Below are 19,193 nucleotides of genomic sequence, written 5' to 3' on the forward strand. Positions count from 1 at the left end.
GGCTCAGGATGGCCGACCATGGAATCTCATTCCATGACATCCGACTCGTCCAACGTGGCGCCGGTCGGCGTCGTCGTGGTGGGCACCGGGTTCATCGCCGATCAGCACCTCGCGGCACTGCACGGCCGGACCGACGCCCACCTCGTCGGCGTCGTGGACGTCGACGCCGGTCGGGCCGTGGCCGCCGCCCGGGGCAACGGCGGCGTCCGCTGGACGACCGACCTCGGCACCGCGCTGGACTGGCCGGGAGTGGACGCGGCGGTGGTCTGCACGCCGAACGCCAGCCATGCCGAGATAGCGCTGCGGGTCGCGGCCGCCGGCCGGCACCTGCTCGTCGAGAAACCCCTGGCCGTCACGGCGGCCCAGGCCGCCGGGGTGGTGCGGGCGTACGAGCGGGCCGGCACCGTGCTGATGGTGGCGCACACGCACCGCTTCTACGACTACGGCCGCCACGTGCGCGACCAGATCGCCGCCGGTGCCGTGGGCCGCCCGCAGCTCGTCCGGCTGGCCGTCCTCGGCGGCTGGATCTGGCCGGACTGGCGCGGCTGGAACCTCGACCCGGTACGCAGCGGCGGGCACGCCCTGCACAACGGCGTGCACCTGCTCGATCTGGTCACCTGGTGGATCGGCCGGTCCCCGGTCAGCGTCTACGCCCGGGGCGCCCGGCAGACCTCGGCCGAGCTGGAGATCTACGACTACCTGGAGATGGTGGTCCGGTACGCCGACGACGCCCTGGCGATCTGCGAGATGAGCAGGGGCCACCGGCCGCAGGCACTCTCCTACCGGGACGTGCTGGTGCAGGGCAGCACCGGCACCCTGACGGTGCCGTGGGACGGCGAGGCCAACCTGCTGATCGACGAGCGCGGCCCGGGCAATGCCCCGATCCCCGGCGGCAACGGCTTCGCCCGGCAGTTCGGGGCCTGGATCGACGCCGTCCGGGGCGTGTCGCCACCCCCGGTCGGCGGTGCCGAGGGAGCCCTGGCCGTCGCCCTCGGGGTGGCCGCCGAGCGCTCCGTCGCCAGCGGCCGGCCGGTGGCGGTCGCCGACGTCCTCGCGGAGGCGGGTCGATGAGCCGGCCGCTACGGGTGCTGCTGGCCGGGTACGCCGGGCCGGGCAGCCAGGACCACCAGGCGCAGATGTACGCCCCGGCCTTCACCGCGCACCCGGGATTCACCGTCGTCGGCGTCACCGACGCGGAGTCGACCGGCGACCCCGACCGGCGGCGCTCCCAGAACGCCGCCGCCCAGCTCGGGGTGCCGTACCACGACGACCTCGCCGCCGCGCTGGACCGGGTGGCGGCGGAGGTGGTCAGTGTCTGCGTACCGCTGCCGGCCCGGGTCGGCGCGGTGACGGCGGCGCTGCGGGCCGGCCGGCACGTCCTGGTGGACAAGCCGATGGCGTCGACCACCGCCGAGTGCGACGCCGTCGCCGCCGTGGCGGCCGAGACCGGACTGCTCTGCCTGCCCGCGCACCACCAGCGGCTGCATCCGGCGATCCGGGCGGCCGGCGCGGCCGTGGCGGCCGGCCGGATCGGCCTGCCGTGGAACGTCCAGGCCGACTTCCTGGTGGCCGGCGGCGACCCGTGCCCGCTCGGCGAGCTGACCAACTTCGGCGGGTACGTCGTCGACGCCGTCCGCGCCATGACCGCGCTGCCGGTGACCGAGGTGTACGCACCGGCGCACGGCACCGGTCCCGCCGTGCTCTGCCTGCGCCACCGGCGGGGCATGACCAGCACCCTCACCGTCGGCCGGGTCCAGGAGATTCCGGGAGAGGCGATGGCCGCGCACCGCTACCGGCTCAGCGGGTCGCACGGCGTACTGGTGGTGGACGCCGCCCGGCCGCCGATGACGCTGCGATCGGCGGCGGGCCGGCGGCCGTCCTGGTTCGCCCCGGAGAGCGTGGCCGCGCTCGTCGACGACCTGCACCGGGCGGTCTCGACCGGCACCCGGGCGGCCGTCGACGCGACCGACGCCCGCGCCGCCGCCGCCGTACTCGAGGCCGCCGCCGAATCGATCCGTACCGGAGCACCCGTCTCCCTGGAGGTACCCGCGTGAAGCTGCTCACCTACCGCCGGGCGGGCGCCGTCCGGCACGGCTGGCTCGCCGACGACCGGACCGTCGGCGAACTGGGCGACGGCGACCTCTCCACCCTGCTCGGCACCGGCACACTCGCCGGCAGCGACCGGCCCGCCGGCTGGCCGGCCGGGCAGCGGTATCCGTTGGCCGAGGTCGAGGTGCTGGCGCCGCTGCTCCGGCCCGGCAAGCTGCTCGGCGTCGCCGCGAACTACCAGGACCACGTGACCGAGTCCGGCGCGCCGCCGCTGGACAGGTCGACCCTCGCCCCGCGGCTCTTCCTGATGCCGCCGACCGCGATCGTCGGACCGGACGCGCCGATCCCGATGCCGGCGGTCAGCGACGAGATCGACTGGGAGGCCGAACTCGGCGTGGTGATCGGCCGGGTGGCCCGGGACGTCCCGGTCGGGACCGCGCTCGACGCGGTCGCCGGCTACTGCGTGGCCAACGACGTCTCGGCCCGCTCCATGCGGTACGGGTTCGCGCGTGACCGGGACGCCGCCGTCACCTTCTTCGACTGGCTCGCCGGCAAGTGGCTCGACGGCTTCGCCCCGTACGGGCCCTGGCTGGTCACCGCCGACGAGATCGGTGATCCGCAGGACCTGACGATCGAGTTGACGGTCAACGGCGTGACCCGGCAGCGCGGCTCCACCAAGGACATGATCTTCAGCGTCGCGGAGCTTGTCTCGTTCGCCTCGCGACTGATGACGCTCGAACCGGGCGACGTGCTGATGACCGGCACCCCGGCCGGGGTCGGCGCCACCACCGGTGAGTTCCTCGCCGTCGGCGACGAGATGACGGTGCGTGTCGAGGGGCTCGGTTCGCTCACCAACCGGATCGTCGCCGCCGCGCGACCCGGCATTTCCCAGCCATAGAAGGAGACGATATGTCCAGACGCTTGGGAACATCGTTACTGCTGGTGGCCGCGCTGGCCCTCGGTGCCGCGGCCTGCTCCGACCCGACGGCGGGCGAGAACGCGGAGGGCTCCGCCGCCGACACCCTCGACGTCTACCTCTACCAGAAGCCGAAGCGGTTCAGCCCGCTCGACGCCTTCGGCGGTCCGGACGGGCAGGTGATGTCGCTGGTCTTCGACAACCTCGTCTCGGTGAACGACCAGTACCGGTACGAGCCCCGGCTCGCCGAACGCTGGGAGATCTCCCCGGACGGCACCACCTACACGTTCCACCTCCGGCAGGGCCTGAAGTGGAGTGACGGCAAGCCGTTCACCTCGAAGGACGTCCTCTTCACCTACAACCTGCTGGCCAACGCGAAGCTCAGCGAGGGGATGGCGGGGCGGCTCGCCACGGTGGTGGGTGCCGCGGACCTCAACGCCGGCAGGACGGAGACCGCCAGCGGGTTCACCGCACCGGACGACTCCACCTTCGTGGTGAAGCTGACCGGCCCGGACCGCGGCTTCCTCTCCACGATCGGCGGCGGGGCGTACGCCTACATCGTGCCCGAGCACGTGCTCGGCAGCGTGCCGCTCGACGCGATCAAGGACCACGAGTTCTGGTCGAAACCGACCGCCGGGATGGGCCCGTACACCTTCGTGGAGTACCGCACCGACCAGTACGTGTCGCTGACGGCGAACCCGAACTTCCGGGAGCCGGTGCAGATCAAGAAGATCTTCCTGAAGCCGGTCACCTCCGACGTGGCGACCGCGCAGCTCGGCACCGGTGAGCTGGACCTGGCGCAGATCTCCGCCACCGACGCCCCGACCGTCCGGGACCAGCAGAATCTGACCCTGGTCTCCAACAAGGCCGCCGGTTTCGTGCGGCTCGCGCTCAACCAGACCCAGCAGCGTTTCGCCGATCCCCGGGTGCGGCAGGCGTTCCTGCACGCCGTCGACCGCAGGTCGTTCGTCGAGAAGTCACTCGGCGGCCTCGCCCAACTGCCCAACTCGGTGCTCCAGGGCCGGTTCGTGCCCTCCGACCTCAACACCTACCCGTACGACCCGGACCGGGCCCGGGCGTTGCTCGCCGAGGCCGGCTGGGACGGCAGCAAGCCGGTCACCCTCGCCTGGATCCCCGGCACCCGCGACCGGGACGAGTTCGTGACCCTGGCGCAGAGCCAGCTCAGCGCCGTGGGCATCAGGACCGAACTCAAGCAGGTCCAGGCGGCCCAGATCGGCGAGATGCACACCAGTGGCGAGTTCGACGTGACCCTCTTCGGCGGCGGCCTCTACACGGTCGACGGCTCGTCGGCCTATCCGGTGCTGGCCTGCGACGCCTTCGCCCCCAAGAGCGGCAACGTCCCGCGCTTCTGCGACAGGCAGGTCGACACCCTGCTCGGCCAGGCCGCCGCCGAGTCGGACGAGGCAGAACGCGACCAGCTCTACCAGCAGGCCACCCGGCGGGAGAACGAACTGGCCAGCTATTTCTGGGCCTACGCCCCGGACACCAACTGGGCGCACGACAAACGGCTCACGGGCTTCACCGGGCACGGTGAGTTCACCCTCGTGTTCTGGAATGTCCAGAAGTGGTCGCTCTCCGGCTGACCACCGGCCGCCGAACCGGCGACGCCCCGGCCGGCCACGGCGGGGGCGTCGCCCGGCGCGACGAACTCATCAGGAGGTGAGGTGGAGTGGGCGCGTTCATCGTGCGGCGACTGCTGGTCAACGTGCTGGTCTTCGTCGCCATCAGCATCGGCGTCTTCGTCCTGGTGCGGGCCGCACCGGGTGACCCGATCCAGGTGATGGTCGACCCGGTGCAGATGCAGAGCGGCGGCGAGGAGTTCATCGCCCGCAAGCGCGCCGAACTCGGCCTGGACCAGCCGTTGCCGGTGCAGTACGCGACCTGGCTGAAGCGGGCGGTCACCGGCGACCTGGGCACCTCGTACGTCAGCCGGCGACCGGTGACCGAGGTGCTCACCGAACGGCTCGGCCCGACGGTGCTGCTGATGGGCACCGCCCTGCTGATCGGGCTGCTGCTCGGGCTGGTCGTCGGCACCGTCGCGGCGGTACGCCGCAACTCGCTCGTCGACTACTCGGCGACCCTGCTCAGCCTCTTCACCATCTCGGTGCCGACCTTCTTCCTCGGCATCGCCGCCATCTACGTCTTCGCGCTGACCCTGGGCGTGCTCCCCTCGGCCGGGATGTCCACCCCGGGCTCCGGCGGTGGAGGCGGGGACATCCTGCGGCACCTCGTGCTCCCCGCCGGGATCCTGGGACTCTCCATGGCCGGGCCGCTGACCCGGTACGTGCGCAGCGGTCTCATCGGCGAGTTGGGGGCCGACTACGCCCGTACCGCCGAGGCGAAGGGCGCGACACCCCGCCGGGTCGTCGTCCGGCACGCGCTGCGCAACTCGTTGATCCCGCTGATCACGGTACTGATGATCTACATCCCGCAGATGCTCGGCGGCGCCGTGGTGGTCGAGCAGGTCTTCGCCTGGCCCGGCATGGGCCAGCTCGTGGTCAGCTCGATCAGCCAACTCGACTATCCGGTGATCGTCGGCTTCGCCCTCTACATCTCGCTGCTGGTGCTCGCCTGCAACCTGGCCGCCGACCTGCTCTACGCGGTCGCCGACCCGAGAGTGAGGCTGGGTTGACGGCCGTCGACCGTACCCCGGTGGCGCCGCCCGAGGTGGCGCCACCCGTACCGGCGGTGCACCGGGCGGTCCGGCACCGGTCACCCGCCCGGCTCGCGCTGCGCCGGTTCACCCGCAACCGGCTCGCCGTCGTCGGCGCGGTCCTGCTCGCCGTGGTGATCCTCGCCTCGGTGGCGGCGCCGCTGCTCACCCCCTACGAGCCGACCGCGGTGGACCTCGACGCGTTCCGGCAGGGGCCGGGCCCGGAGCACCTGCTCGGCACCGACTCCTCCGGACGGGATGTGCTGACCCGCCTGCTCCACGCCGGGCGGGTGTCGCTCGCGGTGGGCCTGCTCGCCTCGCTCGTCGCCGTCACCATCGGACTCTTCGTCGGCGCGGTCGCCGGGCTGCTCGGCGGTTGGCCGGACGCGCTGCTGATGCGGACCACCGACATCGTGCTCTCCTTCCCGGCCATCATCGTGGTCGTGGTCCTCGCCGGGATCCTCGGCCCCAGCGTCACCATGCTGGTCGTGGTGATGGGCGCGACGAACTGGCCCACGGCTGCCCGGGTGGTCCGCGGCCTGGTGCTCTCGCTGCGCGAGCAGGAGTACATCGCGGCGGCCCGGGCCGCCGGTGCCGGCACGGGCTGGGTGCTGCTGCGCCACGTGGTACCGGCGGCGCTGGCCCCGCTCAGCGTGGTGGCCACGCTGCTCGTCGCCTCGACCGTGCTCGGTGAGGCCGCGCTCTCCTTCCTCGGCCTCGGGGTGCAGCCACCCCAGGCAAGCTGGGGCAACATGCTCAACGACGCGCAGAACCTGACGCTGATCCGGACCATGCCCTGGCTGTGGCTGCCGCCGGGCATCGCGATCGCGGTGACCGTGCTCGCCGTCAACTTCGTCGGCGACGGGCTGCGGGACGCCGTCGACCCGCGTACCGGTGGAGGTGCCCGCTGATGACGACACCGGCCGAGGGCGTGACCGCCGGCACCGGCACGGTCGACGGGCCGCTGCTCGACGTCGACGGCCTCTGCGTGGAGTTCGGCACCGAGGACGGCACCGTCCGGGCCGTCGACGGGGTCGGCCTGCGGGTGTATCCGGGCGAGGTTCTCGGGGTGGTGGGGGAGTCCGGATCCGGCAAGAGCGTCACCGCGATGTCGGTGCTCGGACTCGTCCGCCGGCCGGGCCGGATCGTCGGTGGCGCCATCCGGTTCCGGGGCCGCGACCTGCGTACGGTCTCCGCGGAACAGCTGCGGTCGATCCGGGGCGGCGAGATCGGCATGATCTTCCAGGATCCGATGACCGCGCTCAATCCGGTGATCCCGGTGGGTGGGCAGATCGTCGAGGCGCTCCGGCTGCACCGGCCCGGCCTGTCCAGGGCGGCGGCCCGCGACCGCGCCGTGGAGCTGCTCACCCTGGTCGGGGTCCCCCACCCCCGGACGAGGTTCCGGCAGTACCCGCACGAGTACTCCGGCGGGATGCGGCAGCGCGCCATGATCGCGATGGCGATCGCCAACGACCCCCTCCTGATCATCGCCGACGAGCCGACCACCGCGCTCGACGTCACCATCCAGGCGCAGGTACTGCGGCTGTTGCGGACGGCGCGGCGGAGCACCGGCAGCGCCACCATCCTGATCACCCACGATCTCGGCGTGATCGCCGAACTCGCCGACCGCGTCGTGGTGATGTACGCCGGACGCGTCGTCGAGGAGGGTGACGTGCGGACCATCTTCACCGCGCCCCGGCACCCGTACACGGTCGGCCTGATGAGCAGCAGGCCCACGCTCGGTGCGGAGGGCGGCCGGCTGCGGCCGATCCCGGGCAGCCCGCCGAGCCTGCTCGACCCGCCCGGCGGCTGCCCGTTCCATCCGCGCTGCGCCCTGTCCCGCGGGCGGGAGCGTTGCCGCACCGAGCGCCCGGCGCACCACGAGGTCGGCGCCGGGCACCGCAGCGCCTGCCACTTCCACCACGAACTCGCCCCGGGACACGACCCCGCCCCGGGAGACGACGTGATCGCGGGAGACGACGTGATCGCGGGAGACGGCGAGGTCGCGGGAGACGGCGAGGTCGCGGGAGACGGCGAGGTCGCGGGAGACGGCGAGGTCGCGGGAGACGGCGAGGTCGCCGGAGCCGAGCTGGTCCCGGAGCGGGCCGGCCACACCGAGGCGGAGCGGGAGGCCGGATCGTGAGCGAGGAGATCCTGCGGGTCGAAGGGCTGGTCAAGCACATCCCGGTCCGCGCCGGCCTGCTGCGCCGCCAGGTCGGCCTGGTCCGCGCCGTCGACGGCGTCGACTTCGGACTCGTCCGGGGCCGCACGCTCGGGCTGGTCGGCGAGTCCGGCTGCGGCAAGAGCACCACCGGCCGCCTGGTGGTCCGGCTGCTCGACCCCACCGCCGGCCGGATCGTGTACCGGGGCGACGACATCGCCCGGCTGCCCGCGGCGCGGCTGCGCCGGCTCCGCGCCGAGATCCAGATCGTCTTCCAGGATCCCTACTCGTCGCTGTCACCCCGGATGACCGTGCACGACATCGTCGCCGAGCCGCTGCGGGTCAACCGCCGGTACGCCACCGGCGGCCGTCGGCGCGTCGCCGAGCTGCTCGACCTGGTGGGGTTGGCCCCCGAGCACGCCAACCGGTACGCGCACGAGTTCTCCGGCGGCCAGCGCCAGCGCATCGGCATCGCCCGGGCACTCGCGCTCGACCCCAGGGTGCTGGTCCTCGACGAGCCGGTCTCCGCCCTCGACGTGTCGATCCAGGCCCAGGTGGTCAACCAGCTCGCCGACCTGCAACGCGAGCTGGACCTGGCGTACCTGTTCATCTCCCACGACCTGTCGGTGGTCCGACACATCTGCGACCGGGTCGCGGTGATGTACCTCGGCAGGATCGTGGAGATCGGCAGCCGGTCGGACGTCTTCGACCGGCCGACCCACCCGTACACCCAGGCACTGCTCTCGGCGGTGCCGGTCTCCCACCCCGACCAGCGCGGCGACCGGGGCCGGATCGTGCTCACCGGCGACGTGCCGAGCCCGGTCGACCCGCCCTCCGGCTGCCGGTTCCGTACCCGCTGCTGGAAGGCGCAGGAGGTCTGCGCCCGCGAGGACCCGGCGCTGGCCGACCGGCTCGACGTCGGGCACCCCAGCGCCTGCCACTTTCCCGAGCTCGGCCCGCAACCGGTGACCGCACAGGAGGCCCGCCCATGACCCGCGCCAGCGCCCGACCGCTCGACGTTCCCGCCGGGCCGCCGCCGCTCGACCCGCCGCCCCCGGCCGTGCTGGCGGTGCGCCGGGACGGTGACACGCTCGTCGCCTCCGGCCAGGTCGCCGTCCGGGACGGCGACCTGCTCGCCACCGGGCGGGTCGGTGCCGAGGTCGACCTCGGCACGGCGCAGCGGTGCGCCTGGCAGTGCGCCCGCAACGTCCTCGACGCGGTGGCCGCCGAGATCGGGTCGCTGGACCGGATCGCCCAGACCACCAAGGTCACCGTCTACGTCGCCAGCGACCCGGCCTTCACCGACCAGCACCTGGTGGCGCACGGCGCCAGCGCGCTCTTCCTGGCCGCGCTCGGCGACGACCGGGGACGGCACGCCCGGGCCGCCATCGGGGTGGCCGCGCTGCCGCTGGGCAGCGCCGTCGAGGTCGAGGCGACGTTCCGGGTCGCGGCCTGATGTTCGACCTGCTGCTCACCGGCGGGCGGATCGTCGACGGCACCGGTGGGCCGGAGCGCGGCGGTGACGTCGGGGTCGTCGACGGGCGGATCGTCGCGGTGGAGCCGCTGGCCGGGGCGTCGGCGCGGCGCACCGTCGACGTGACCGGGCTGGTGCTCTGCCCCGGCTTCGTCGACGTGCACGCCCACTCCGACCTCACCCTGCTCTCCGGCGCGGGGGCCCAGAGCAAGGTACGGCAGGGCGTGACCACCGAGGTCGTCGGCAACTGCGGGCTGGGCCCGGCACCGCTGCCGGACGGCGTCGACCGGGGTCGGCTGCGTGCCGCAATCAACCATCTCGACCTCGACCCCTCGGTCTGCTGGACCTGGCGGGACTTCGACGCCTACCTCGACACTCTCGCGGCGGCCCGGACCAGCCTGCACGTCGCCGCCCTCGTCGGGCACCTGCCGCTGCGTGCCGCGGCGGTGGGTCACGCCGACCGACCCGCCACCCCGGCCGAGCTGGACCGGATGCGTGGCCTGCTCGCCGAGGCTCTCGCCGCCGGTGCCGTCGGGCTCTCCACCGGGCTGGTCTACGCCCCCGCCCGCTACGCCGACGAGCACGAACTGGTCGACCTGGGCCGGGTGGTCGCGGAGTCCGACGGGGTGTTCGCCTGGCACCTGCGGGACTACGCCGACGACCTGCTCGACTCGGTGGCGCAGGCGCTGCGGGTGGGGGAGCGGGCCGGCTGCCGTACCCAGATCTCCCACCTCGTCTCGGTCGGGCGCCGCAACCGGGGCGCGGCGGCCCGGGCCCTCGAGCTGGTCGACGCCGCCGCCGGCCGGGGCCTGGACGTCGGGGTGGACATCTATCCCTATCTCGCCGGCAACACCAGCCTCTACCAGCTGATCCCCGGCTGGGCCCAGGAGGGCGGCGGGCCGGCCATGCTCGGCCGGCTGCGCGACAGCGGCGTCCGGGACCGGATCCGGGCCGAACTCGCCGGGCACCCGCTCGGCTGGGACGAGATCGTGATCTCCCGGATACCGGTCGGCGGGCCGGAGGGCGTCGTCGGTCGCAGCGTCGCCGGGCTGGCGGAGCAGGCCGGCCGGCCCGGCGCCGACGTGGTGATGGACCTGCTGGTCGAGTACGACAACGACGTGGGGATGGTGGCCTTCGGTCGCGATCACGACGATCTCGTCGCGGTCCTGACCCACCCGCTCGCCGTGGTCGGCTCGGACGGCTACGCGCTCGACCCGGAGGGCCCGACCGGGATCGGGATGCCGCACCCCCGTTCCTACGGCACCTACCCGCGGATCCTCGCCGAGTACGTCCGCACCGGCATCCTCGACCTGGCCGACGCGGTGGCGAAGTGCACGTCCCGGCCCGCGAGCCGGATAGGCATCGACGACCGTGGCGTGATAGCACGGGGCATGGTGGCCGACCTGGTGGCGTTCGACGCGGACTCCGTACGCGACCGGGCGACATTCGACGAGCCGCAGCGTTATCCGAACGGGATCCGGTTGGTGGTCGTCGAGGGGAGTGTCGTCGTCGACGAGGGCCGCCACACTGGCGCACGCCCCGGTGCGGTGCTGCGCCGTCGCAACGATCGGAAGGTGGAGTCATGCCGCGTACCGTGAAGGTGGCACCTCGGGGGACATTGGACGACGCGAAGCCCGCGTCCACGAACTACCACGCCCACGCGCTCACCCGTGGGCTGGCCCTACTCGAGCTGCTCGCCGAGGGTCCGCAGCCGATGACCCTGATCGAGATGCACCAGCGGACGGGACTTCCGAAGAGCACCCTGATCCGGCTGCTCGCCGTCCTCGCCGAGGAGGAGTTCGTGGTGCGGGTGGACGAGCGGCCGGCGTTCCGGCTGGGCCACAAGGTCCTCCGGCTCTCCACCGCCTACGTCGGCGCGCTGGACCTCTCCGTGGTCGCCGGCCCCTACCTGCGGGACCTCGCCGCCGTCAGCGGCTACACGGCCAACCTCGGCCTGCTCGACGGCACGCAGGTGCTGCACGTCTGCGTGGAGGAGCCGTCCCGCCCGATCCGGTTCATGGCGCACACCGGCTCCCGGGACGACAGCTACTGCACGGCGCTGGGCAAGACGCTGCTGGCGGCGCTCCCCGAGCAGCGGCTCGCCGAGCACCTGCCGGCGGTCGAGCCGTACACCCGGCGGACCGACACCACGATCACCACCGGGGACGAGATGCGCCGGGAGCTGGTCCGGACCGCCCGGCGCGGCTACGCCTACGACGACAACGAGGGCAGCGTGGGTGTGCGCTGCCTGGCGGTACCCGTGCCGGTGCAGGAGGCGGCGATCGCCGCGATAAGCGTCTCCGGGCCGAGCGCCGAGCTCGCCCCGGACCGGCACGAGACCTATCTCGACCAGCTACGCGCGGCGGCGGACCGGATGGCGGCGGACGTCGACGTGGTGGCCGCGCTCCAGATGCTGCACCGATCCCTGCTGTCCCACGGAGAGGGCCCGAGCGCCACATGATCGACGTGCATACCCACTGTCTGCTGGCCGAGCACTGGGGCTGTGAGTGGACGGAGCACTGGCAGCCGGTGTACGGCAGGCCGTACGACGACATCGACCCGGACGAGTACGACCGGATGATGAGGCCGGTCAGGGCGGCGTTCGTCTTCGGCCTGCGCGCCACCGCCGCCGGAGTCGCCACCCCGAACGAGTTCGTCGAGGAGTTCTGCGCGCGGACCCGGACCGAGACCGTCGGCTTCATGTCGCTGGACCCGACCGATCCGGACGTGCTGGAGCAGCTCGCCGACGGGGTGGCGCGCGGGCTGCGCGGCATCAAGCTCTATCCGGTGCTCGCCCTCTTCGACCCCCGGGACGCCCGCTACGACGCCTTCTACCGGGCGGCCGCCGGGCACGGCCTGGTGCTGCTCTGGCACATGGGCGCCACGCCCAGCCCGGCGGGGGACCTGTCGGTGAGCAACCCGCTGGTCGTGGACGAGGTGGCCCGCCGGCATCCCGAGCTCCGGCAGATCATCGCCCACCTCGGCCATCCGTGGCAGCGCGAGACGATCGTGACGCTGCGCAAGAACCGCAACGTCTTCGCCGACATCTCGGCGGCCTGGGCCCGCCCGTACGACGGGTTCCGGGCGCTGGTCCGGGCGCAGGAATGGGACGTGGTGGAGAAGCTCCTCTTCGGCTCCGACTATCCGATGTGGACGCCGGAGCAGGCCGTCACCGGTCTCCGGGAACTCGCGGCGATGAAGCCGGCCGGCCTGCCGTCGATCCGGGCCGAGACGGTCGAGCACCTGCTCGACAGCGACCCACGAGACCGTCTGGGCCTGCGGTGACGGCGTACGACGTCCCGCTGCCCGCCCCGCTTACCGCGCTGCCGACCCCGGCCCTCCTGGTCGACGAGGAGCGGATGACCCGCAACATCGCCGACGCGGCCGGCCGGGCCGCCCGGACCGGTGTCGCACTCCGGCCGCACTTCAAGACCTCGAAATGCCTGGAGATCGCGCGTGCCCAGCTCGCCGCCGGTGCGATCGGGTTCACCTGCTCGACCCCGGCGGAGGTGACCGCGCTCCAGGAGGCCGGCCTCGGAGACCTGCTCTGGGCGCACGCCCCGGTCGGCCCGGCCAAGGTCGCGTTCGCCGTCCGGGCAGCGGTCGGGCAGCGCCGCCGGACGGACCGCCCGGAGAGCGGGGACCGCCCGTACGCCGGGGACGGGCTGACCGTCGCGCTGGACTCCACCGCCGTGGCCGTCCCGCTCTCCGAGGCCGCGGCGGCGGCCGGGGTCATCCTGCCGTACCTGATCGAGGTGGACACCGGGCACGGCCGGGCCGGCGTACCGCCGGAGGAGGTCGCCGCGCTCGCGGCCGAGCTGGCCCGGCTGCCCGGCCTGCACCTGCGCGGCATCTTCACCCACGAGGGGCACCTGGCCCGGCACGTCGGCGACCGGGCCGCTCTGGAGGCGGCGGGCCGGCGGGCCGGCGAGACCATGGCCGACCTCGCCGCCGCGCTCCGCACGGCCGGCCATCCGTGCCGGGTCGTCTCGGTCGGCTCGACCCCCGGGGCGACCTCGACACCCGAGGTGCCCGGCGTGACCGAGGCCAGGGCGGGCAGCTACGTCTTCTTCGACGCCAACCAGGTGGCCCTGGGCAGCGCCGACCCGGAGCGCTGCGCGCTGACCGTGCTCAGCCGGGTGACCCGGGTGCGCGCCGACGGCACGGTCATCATCGACGCCGGGGTGAAGGCGATGAGTTCCGACGGGTCGGTCGCCGGCAACGGCTTCGGCGTCGTCACCCCGGACATCGACTTCGGGACGGCCAACGAGGAGCACGGCTTCCTCACCGGGCCCGGCACGACCGGGCTGCGCGTCGGTGACCTGGTCCGGATCGTGCCCAACCACGTCTGCGGCACGGTGAACATGTGGAGCGGCATGTACCTGGTCGACGGGGAGACCGCCGTCCGGCGCTGGGCGGTCGTCGCCCGGCACTGATCGGGCCGTCGTCGCGCCGCCCTTCACGGTGCCGACGGGGTGTCCCGGGCACCTCGGGCGGGGGATTCGCTCCAGTCGGCCGGGGGCGGCCGGCCCAAGCCGGTTTCCACCCCTGAACCGGGGGAATCCCTACGCCCAGCGTTCCCGCCGGTGCGGTACGTACGTCCGAAGGCGGTGGGCCGCCGCGGGGTCGGTGCCGAACCGGACCCCCTCTCGCCCGCGTCCGCTCGGCCGCCGCGGCGCTGTGCTGCGGGAATGCCGGCTCGTGTCGAATCGTGACCGACGGCACGGTGCATCCGGCCGCCCAGGGAGGTGCAATGGGGTGTGTGAGCGGAAGTTGGTCGGGTGAGTGACGCGGTGAGATGCGCTGTGTCGACCCGCGAGCCGGATCTCGTCGCCGAGCACCCTGCCCCACTGCCGGACGCGTCGGCGCAGGCTTCGGCGGCCACCTACCGGCAGCGTTGGGCGGTGGAGACGATGCGCGTCGCACCCCACGACCACCTGTTGGAGATCGGATGCGGTCGTGGCGTGGCCGTGTCGCTGGTCGCCGGCCGGCTCGGCACCGGCCGGATCGTCGCGATCGACCGCGCGGCGACGATGGCGCGGCTCGCGGCCGAACGTAACGCGAGCCACATCAGGTCGGGCAGGGCCGAGATCCGGTGCGCCGAGTTCGAGTCGGTCGGCCTCCCCGACCGTTACTTCACCAAGATCTTCGCGGTGAACGTCAACCTGTTCTGGCTGGGCGCCGCCGCACGGCACATCGACCGGATGCGGAACCTGCTGGCCCCCGAGGGGCGGCTCTACGTCTTCGGCGAGCGGCCGCCCTCCGGGCATCCGATGGCCAACCTCACCTCGACCGAGCGGCTGCTCCGCGACCACGGCTTCGCCACCAGCAGGTCGATGGACGTTCGTGGACAGGGCCGGGTGCTCACCTGCGTCACCGCCACGCCGTCACGCTGAGAGTTCTACGACCGGCCACCCGGCGCTTCGCCCCGGCGCGGAAGCATGCCCCGGCACGTCGCCTTCGCACGGGTCGTCACCGCCTTCCCGGCCGCTACCGCCGACCCGGCAACAGCACGTTCAGCCGGCCGCTGGCGAAACCGCCGAGGTCGAGCGCGCAGAAGTCGAAGCCGGCGGCGCGCACCACGGCGTCGATCCGCGGCGCCGACGCCACGGCGTCGGGCAGGCGCGCCACCGGAAGCTCGACCCGGGCCACGGTGCCGCCGGCGTGCGACCGTACCCGGCAGACCGGGAAGCCGAGCCGGCGGAGCGCGTCCTCGGCCGCCTCCACCCGGCCGAGGAGTTCGGGGGTCACCGGCTCGCCGTAGGCGATCCGGGAGGCGAGGCAGGGCATCGCCGGCTTGTCCGCGCTGACCAGCCCGAGGCGGCGACTGACCTCCCGGACCAGCCGCTTGGTCAGCCCGGCGTCGACCAGCGGGGTGGCCACGCCCCGCCGGGCCGCCGCGACCTGCCCGGGGCGGTGCTCACCGAGGTCGTCGAGGTTGGTGCCGAGCGCGACGGTCGCGCCGGTGAGCGCGGCGAGCGGCGTCACGGCGTCGAACAGCGCCGACTTGCAGTGGAAACACCGGTCGCCGCCGTTGCGCACGTACTCGGGCCGGTCCAGCTCGTCGGTGGCCAGCTCCAGGTGGGCAATCCCGTACCGGCGGCAGAACTCCCGGGCCGCGACCCGCTCCGCTCCGGCGAGGCTCGGGGAGACGGCGGTGACCGCGACGGCCCGGTCGCCGAGGAGCTCGGCGGCGACGGCGGCGAGCAGCCCCGAGTCGGCACCACCGGAGTACGCGACGAGCAGCCGCCGTTCGGCGCGCAACCGGTCCCGCAACCGGTCGAGCCCGGCGGTGACGGGGTCGGGTGTCGTCATTTCCCCTCCTGGTGCTGTCGGGGCGGCGCCGCGCCCCGACGTCGGGCGGCGCCGCGCCTGGTGTCAGACGAAGCAGCGGCCGCCGTCGACGACGACGGTCTGACCGGTGATCGCCGGAGCCCCGGCGAGCCAGGCGACCGTGTCGGCTATCTCCTCGGGCCGGACCACCCGCCCCAAAGCGGTCGCGTCGAGCAGCGCGGTCAGCTGCGCCCCGGTCAGCGAGGCGGTCATCCGGGAGTCGACGGGTCCGGGTGCGACCACGTTCACCCGGATGCCGAGGCGGCCGAGTTCACGGGCGGCGGAGCGGGTCAGGCCGATCAGCGCGGCCTTGGCCGCCGCATAGTGCGGACCGAACGCGCCGCCGGTCAGCGCGGCGACGCTGCTGAGGTTCACCACCGCGCCGCCGACCCGGGACAGCGGCCCGACGGCGGCCCGGATCGTCCGGAACGGGACGGTCACGTTGACGGCGAGACATGCCTCCCACTCGTCCTCGTCGAGGTCCACGAAGGCACGCGGCCGGGCCCCGCCGACGCAGTTGACCAGCAGGTCGAGGCCGGGCCAGTCGGCGGGCAGGGCGTCGAGCAGCGTACCGGCCCCGCCGGGTGCGAGCAGGTCGGCCCGGACCAGCCGGTCGACCTCGACATCGGGATCGAGGTCGCCCCGGTGGCAGTGCGCCACGATCCGGGCGCCGTCGCCGGCCAGCCGGCGTAGCACCGCCCGCCCGATGTCGCCGGAGGCGCCGGTCACCAGCGCGTACCGGATCCGCCCGCCGGCACCGCCGGCCGGCCCGGCGCGCTCCCGCGGCCGGACGTCGGCCGAGGTCGGCGGCGGGACGGTGCGGCCGGTCACGGCCGGCTCCCGGTCGGCGTCCCCGGCCCGGCGGTGGCCGGCGTCCCGCGCTCCACGGTTGCCGACGTCCCGCGCTCCACGGTTGCCGGCGTCCCGCGCTCCACGGTTGCCGGCCTTCCGGGCTCTGCCGTGACCAGTGTCCGGGCCTCCAGCAGGAAGTCCGCGAGATGGCCCTCGTGCGGCAGGGACGGCGTGCTCCACCAGGGCGGCACCGCCCCCAGCAGGACCTTGTGGACCGACGGGGTGGCGGCGGCCGGCTCGGCGAGATCCTCGACGTCACCGAGGAGCAGCAGCGCCAGCGAGTGGCGCAGCGGCGCCACCCCGTCGGCCGGCCGCCACGGCGCGACCACCGCGAAGGGGAAGGGCTGCTCCACCCCGACCGCCGGGTGCCGGGCGTCGTCGACGGCGAGAACCGTGCCGGTGAGCGTCGCCGACCCGTCCCCCAACTCCGCGAACGGCGGGTGTTCCGGATAGCGGCGGGCCTGCTGGGCGAGCCGCTCGACCGCGCAGGCGAGCGCGATGGCCTCCGCGACCGGCCGCACCGGCAGCACCGCGCCCGGGTCGGTCGGCGGATGCACCGGCAGCTTCGCCAGCCGCCCGCCGAGGGCGGCGGCGACCTCGTCCACCGGCTGGTCGGTGAGGACGGCGGAGATGTTCGTGCAGCGGATGCCGGCGTCCCCGGCGACCGCGCGCGCGAGGACGTCGAGCCGGTCCTCGGTCAGCGGGCCGGCCAGCAGCGCCTTGCTGCGCCCGGGTCCCCGTACGGCCACGTTGCGGCGGTGCGCGTATCCGGCGGTGGCCGCCTCGCCGCCGTACACCACGGCGAGGTCCGCCTCCTCGGTCAGGCACTCGGCGGTGGCGTGCGGGCCGGGCAGTACCAGCAGCGGCGGTGGCGCGTCGTACGCCTCGGCAAGGGCGTGGGCCAGCCGGACCGGGGTGAACGGGTCACGGGCACCGGGGCGGACGGCGACGCGCAGCCCGTACCCGAGGGCCCGCAGCCACGATCCGTGCGTCGCCGGGTGGTTGCTCGGCGCCACCACGGCCAGGGTGCCGCCGCGCGGCAGGCGGCGGGTTGTCGCCCGTACCCCTGCGGTCACCTCCGTGCGCACCGCGAGGTCGGCGGCGACCAGTTCCGGCAGGGCCGCGCAGAGCGTGCGGAGCTCGTCGGCGGCCCGCGCCGCCACGCCCACCGGGATCCCGGTGGCCAGGGCGAACCGCTCGCGGTACTGCTCGGGGCTCTCCCCGGCGAGGACGCTTCCGGCGAACAGGTCACCGGCCCGGGCGAGCGCCTCGGCACCCGGCAGGGGTGCCGGGAGCCCGGCCAACCGGTCCAGCAGCCGCCGGGCCAGCAACGGCGGTGCCTGGGCGACCCCGGCCAGCGGCGCACCGGTGACCGTGCCGAGGTCGACCCGGTCCGCCGAGCCGCGCGGCCGGCCGGCCACCATCAGCGGTACGTCGAGCGGGACGTCGAACATCAGTAGACCCCCTCGATCAGCGTGCCCCCGGCCTTGGCGGGGGTGTACGGCCGGATGCCGGCCAACCCGTCCCCGTCGTATCCGGCGGCCGGGGCGACCCGGATCGCGGTGTCCCGCTCCAGCACGGCCGGCAGGAACATGTCCCGGGTGAGCAGGTTGACCCGGACCCGGCCCCGCTCGCCGTACCCGACCGCGCGCTCCGGCCGCTCCGGGTCGACGACCTCGACCAGGGCGTACGGGTGGTACGGCTGGAACACGCAGGCCGGCTCGTCGTCGGCCGCCCGGGGGCGCTGCGGTGCGATCCCCATCAGGCTGTTGCCGTAGATCCCGACGACCGGGATGTCGGGGAAGATCTCCTCGGAGAGCAGTCGCAGGGTCTCGTCGCCGATGCTGGTGCCGCTCCAGATCAGCAGGCGGAGGCGCTTCACCAGCAGCTTCTCCAGCTCCCGGCGCCGGCAGGCGGCCTCGATCACCGGTGGGGTGGCGAACATGACCGTCACGTTCTGGGTACGCAGGACCTCCTCGGCCTGGTCCAGCACGTGTGCGATGTAGGCGCGGGCGGTTGCCCGGTCGCCGTCGGCGAGGACCCGCCGGACCCAGCGCGGGTCGAAGTCGACGTAGCAGCAGGTCGCGCCGTGCCGGGCGGCGAGCAGTCCGACCGACCGGCCGACGATGTGCGGCCCGGTGGGGCCGACGTGCAGCCAGTGCCCGCCGCCACCACCGTTCCGGTCGGCACCGCCACCGTTCCGGTCGGCACCGCCACGGGTCCGGTCGGCACCGTTTCTGTCCCGGTCGGCGTCGCTCGTGTGCCGGGCGTCGCCGTGCCGGCGGAGCACCGAGTCGACCCAGTCCAGTGCCCGTCTCCGGGAGCCGAGCTCGACGATCCGCTTCGGCGGGCCGAGCGTGCCGCCGGACTCGAAGACCCGCAGCCGCTCCCCGGCACAGCCCCGGGGCACCAGCTCCTCGACCGCGACCCGGGTCAGCGCGGTGCTCACGTCCGGGAACCGGGCGAGGTCGGCCCGGCCGGTGACGTCGCGCAGCGGGTCGAAGTCGAGCCGCCGGGCCATGTCCCGCCAGAACGGGCTACCGGTGGCGGGGTCGAAGTGCCAGCGCAGCACGGCGCGTACCAGCTCGTCCACCGTGAACGGTGCGGCGAGGCCGAGCTCGTCGGCGTCGGTCCGGGCGGTCATCGCGCTCCTCCTCTCTCCGCCGGCCCCCGCCGTCGGCGTGCCGCCGGGAAGGGCCGGGCTGGTGCCCGGTCGGGCCGGGCTGCCGCTCGG

Annotated in this window: 18 protein-coding genes; 14 read left to right on the plus strand and 4 right to left on the minus strand. The window is 74.1% G+C overall.

What is annotated here, in order from left to right; genetic code table 11:
- Positions 1-33 precede the first annotated feature (33 nt).
- The 14 genes from ACN27G_RS06655 to ACN27G_RS06720 all read left to right on the plus strand — a co-directional run bounded on the left by ACN27G_RS06655 (position 34) and on the right by ACN27G_RS06720 (position 14,670).
- Positions 34-1,071 (plus strand): Gfo/Idh/MocA family protein, encoded by a 1,038-nt coding sequence (locus ACN27G_RS06655; protein WP_421491891.1) that lies wholly within the window; start codon positions 34-36, stop codon positions 1,069-1,071.
- Complete coding sequence (locus ACN27G_RS06660; RefSeq protein ID WP_421491892.1) at positions 1,068-2,054, plus strand: Gfo/Idh/MocA family protein; 987 nt, start codon at positions 1,068-1,070, stop codon at positions 2,052-2,054. The genes ACN27G_RS06655 and ACN27G_RS06660 overlap by 4 nt, the downstream gene beginning before the upstream one ends.
- On the plus strand, positions 2,051-2,947 hold the full coding sequence (locus ACN27G_RS06665; protein ID WP_421491893.1) for a fumarylacetoacetate hydrolase family protein: 897 nt from the start codon (positions 2,051-2,053) through the stop codon (positions 2,945-2,947). The genes ACN27G_RS06660 and ACN27G_RS06665 overlap by 4 nt, the downstream gene beginning before the upstream one ends.
- 11 nt (positions 2,948-2,958) lie before the next feature.
- Complete coding sequence (locus ACN27G_RS06670; protein ID WP_421491894.1) at positions 2,959-4,569, plus strand: ABC transporter substrate-binding protein; 1,611 nt, start codon at positions 2,959-2,961, stop codon at positions 4,567-4,569.
- Positions 4,570-4,655: 86 nt separating this feature from the next.
- On the plus strand, positions 4,656-5,618 hold the full coding sequence (locus ACN27G_RS06675) for an ABC transporter permease (protein ID WP_421491895.1): 963 nt from the start codon (positions 4,656-4,658) through the stop codon (positions 5,616-5,618).
- Complete coding sequence (gene opp4C / locus ACN27G_RS06680) at positions 5,615-6,550, plus strand: oligopeptide ABC transporter permease (RefSeq protein ID WP_421491896.1); 936 nt, start codon at positions 5,615-5,617, stop codon at positions 6,548-6,550. The genes ACN27G_RS06675 and opp4C overlap by 4 nt, the downstream gene beginning before the upstream one ends.
- Positions 6,550-7,782, plus strand: a complete 1,233-nt coding sequence (locus ACN27G_RS06685; protein ID WP_421491897.1) for an ABC transporter ATP-binding protein — start codon at positions 6,550-6,552, stop codon at positions 7,780-7,782. The genes opp4C and ACN27G_RS06685 overlap by 1 nt, the downstream gene beginning before the upstream one ends.
- Complete coding sequence (locus ACN27G_RS06690) at positions 7,779-8,792, plus strand: ABC transporter ATP-binding protein (RefSeq protein ID WP_421491898.1); 1,014 nt, start codon at positions 7,779-7,781, stop codon at positions 8,790-8,792. The genes ACN27G_RS06685 and ACN27G_RS06690 overlap by 4 nt, the downstream gene beginning before the upstream one ends.
- Complete coding sequence (locus ACN27G_RS06695; protein WP_421491899.1) at positions 8,789-9,256, plus strand: RidA family protein; 468 nt, start codon at positions 8,789-8,791, stop codon at positions 9,254-9,256. The genes ACN27G_RS06690 and ACN27G_RS06695 overlap by 4 nt, the downstream gene beginning before the upstream one ends.
- Positions 9,256-10,872: an N-acyl-D-amino-acid deacylase family protein gene (locus ACN27G_RS06700; protein ID WP_421491900.1), complete on the plus strand. Its 1,617-nt coding sequence runs from the start codon at positions 9,256-9,258 to the stop codon at positions 10,870-10,872. Before ACN27G_RS06695 ends, ACN27G_RS06700 begins: the two co-directional genes overlap by 1 nt.
- Positions 10,857-11,735, plus strand: a complete 879-nt coding sequence (locus tag ACN27G_RS06705) for an IclR family transcriptional regulator (RefSeq protein WP_421491901.1) — start codon at positions 10,857-10,859, stop codon at positions 11,733-11,735. Before ACN27G_RS06700 ends, ACN27G_RS06705 begins: the two co-directional genes overlap by 16 nt.
- Positions 11,732-12,559: an amidohydrolase family protein gene (locus tag ACN27G_RS06710; protein WP_421491902.1), complete on the plus strand. Its 828-nt coding sequence runs from the start codon at positions 11,732-11,734 to the stop codon at positions 12,557-12,559. The genes ACN27G_RS06705 and ACN27G_RS06710 overlap by 4 nt, the downstream gene beginning before the upstream one ends.
- The gene (locus ACN27G_RS06715; protein ID WP_421491903.1) at positions 12,556-13,710 is read left to right on the plus strand and encodes an alanine racemase; all 1,155 of its coding nucleotides are present in this window, start codon (positions 12,556-12,558) and stop codon (positions 13,708-13,710) included. Before ACN27G_RS06710 ends, ACN27G_RS06715 begins: the two co-directional genes overlap by 4 nt.
- A gap of 369 nt (positions 13,711-14,079) precedes the next feature.
- Positions 14,080-14,670 carry a class I SAM-dependent methyltransferase gene (locus ACN27G_RS06720; RefSeq protein ID WP_421491904.1) on the plus strand — a complete coding sequence of 197 codons (591 nt, stop codon included), beginning with the start codon at positions 14,080-14,082 and terminating at the stop codon, positions 14,668-14,670.
- A 94-nt stretch (positions 14,671-14,764) separates the two neighbouring features.
- Here the strand turns inward: ACN27G_RS06720 and larE are convergent, their stop codons facing one another.
- From larE to ACN27G_RS06740, 4 genes are all read right to left on the minus strand, one after another.
- Complete coding sequence (gene larE, locus ACN27G_RS06725; RefSeq protein WP_421491905.1) at positions 14,765-15,589, minus strand: ATP-dependent sacrificial sulfur transferase LarE; 825 nt, start codon at positions 15,587-15,589, stop codon at positions 14,765-14,767.
- A 63-nt stretch (positions 15,590-15,652) separates the two neighbouring features.
- Positions 15,653-16,438, minus strand: coding sequence for an SDR family oxidoreductase (locus ACN27G_RS06730; protein WP_421491906.1), 786 nt, complete (start codon positions 16,436-16,438; stop codon positions 15,653-15,655).
- Complete coding sequence (locus tag ACN27G_RS06735; RefSeq protein WP_421491907.1) at positions 16,435-17,913, minus strand: aldehyde dehydrogenase family protein; 1,479 nt, start codon at positions 17,911-17,913, stop codon at positions 16,435-16,437. Before ACN27G_RS06735 ends, ACN27G_RS06730 begins: the two co-directional genes overlap by 4 nt.
- Positions 17,913-19,103, minus strand: a complete 1,191-nt coding sequence (locus tag ACN27G_RS06740) for a hypothetical protein (RefSeq protein ID WP_421491908.1) — start codon at positions 19,101-19,103, stop codon at positions 17,913-17,915. The genes ACN27G_RS06735 and ACN27G_RS06740 overlap by 1 nt, the downstream gene beginning before the upstream one ends.
- Positions 19,104-19,193: the final 90 nt, after the last annotated feature.

Origin of the sequence: Plantactinospora sp. WMMB334 (assembly GCF_049179095.1) — a bacterium.
Lineage (GTDB): Bacteria > Actinomycetota > Actinomycetes > Mycobacteriales > Micromonosporaceae > Plantactinospora.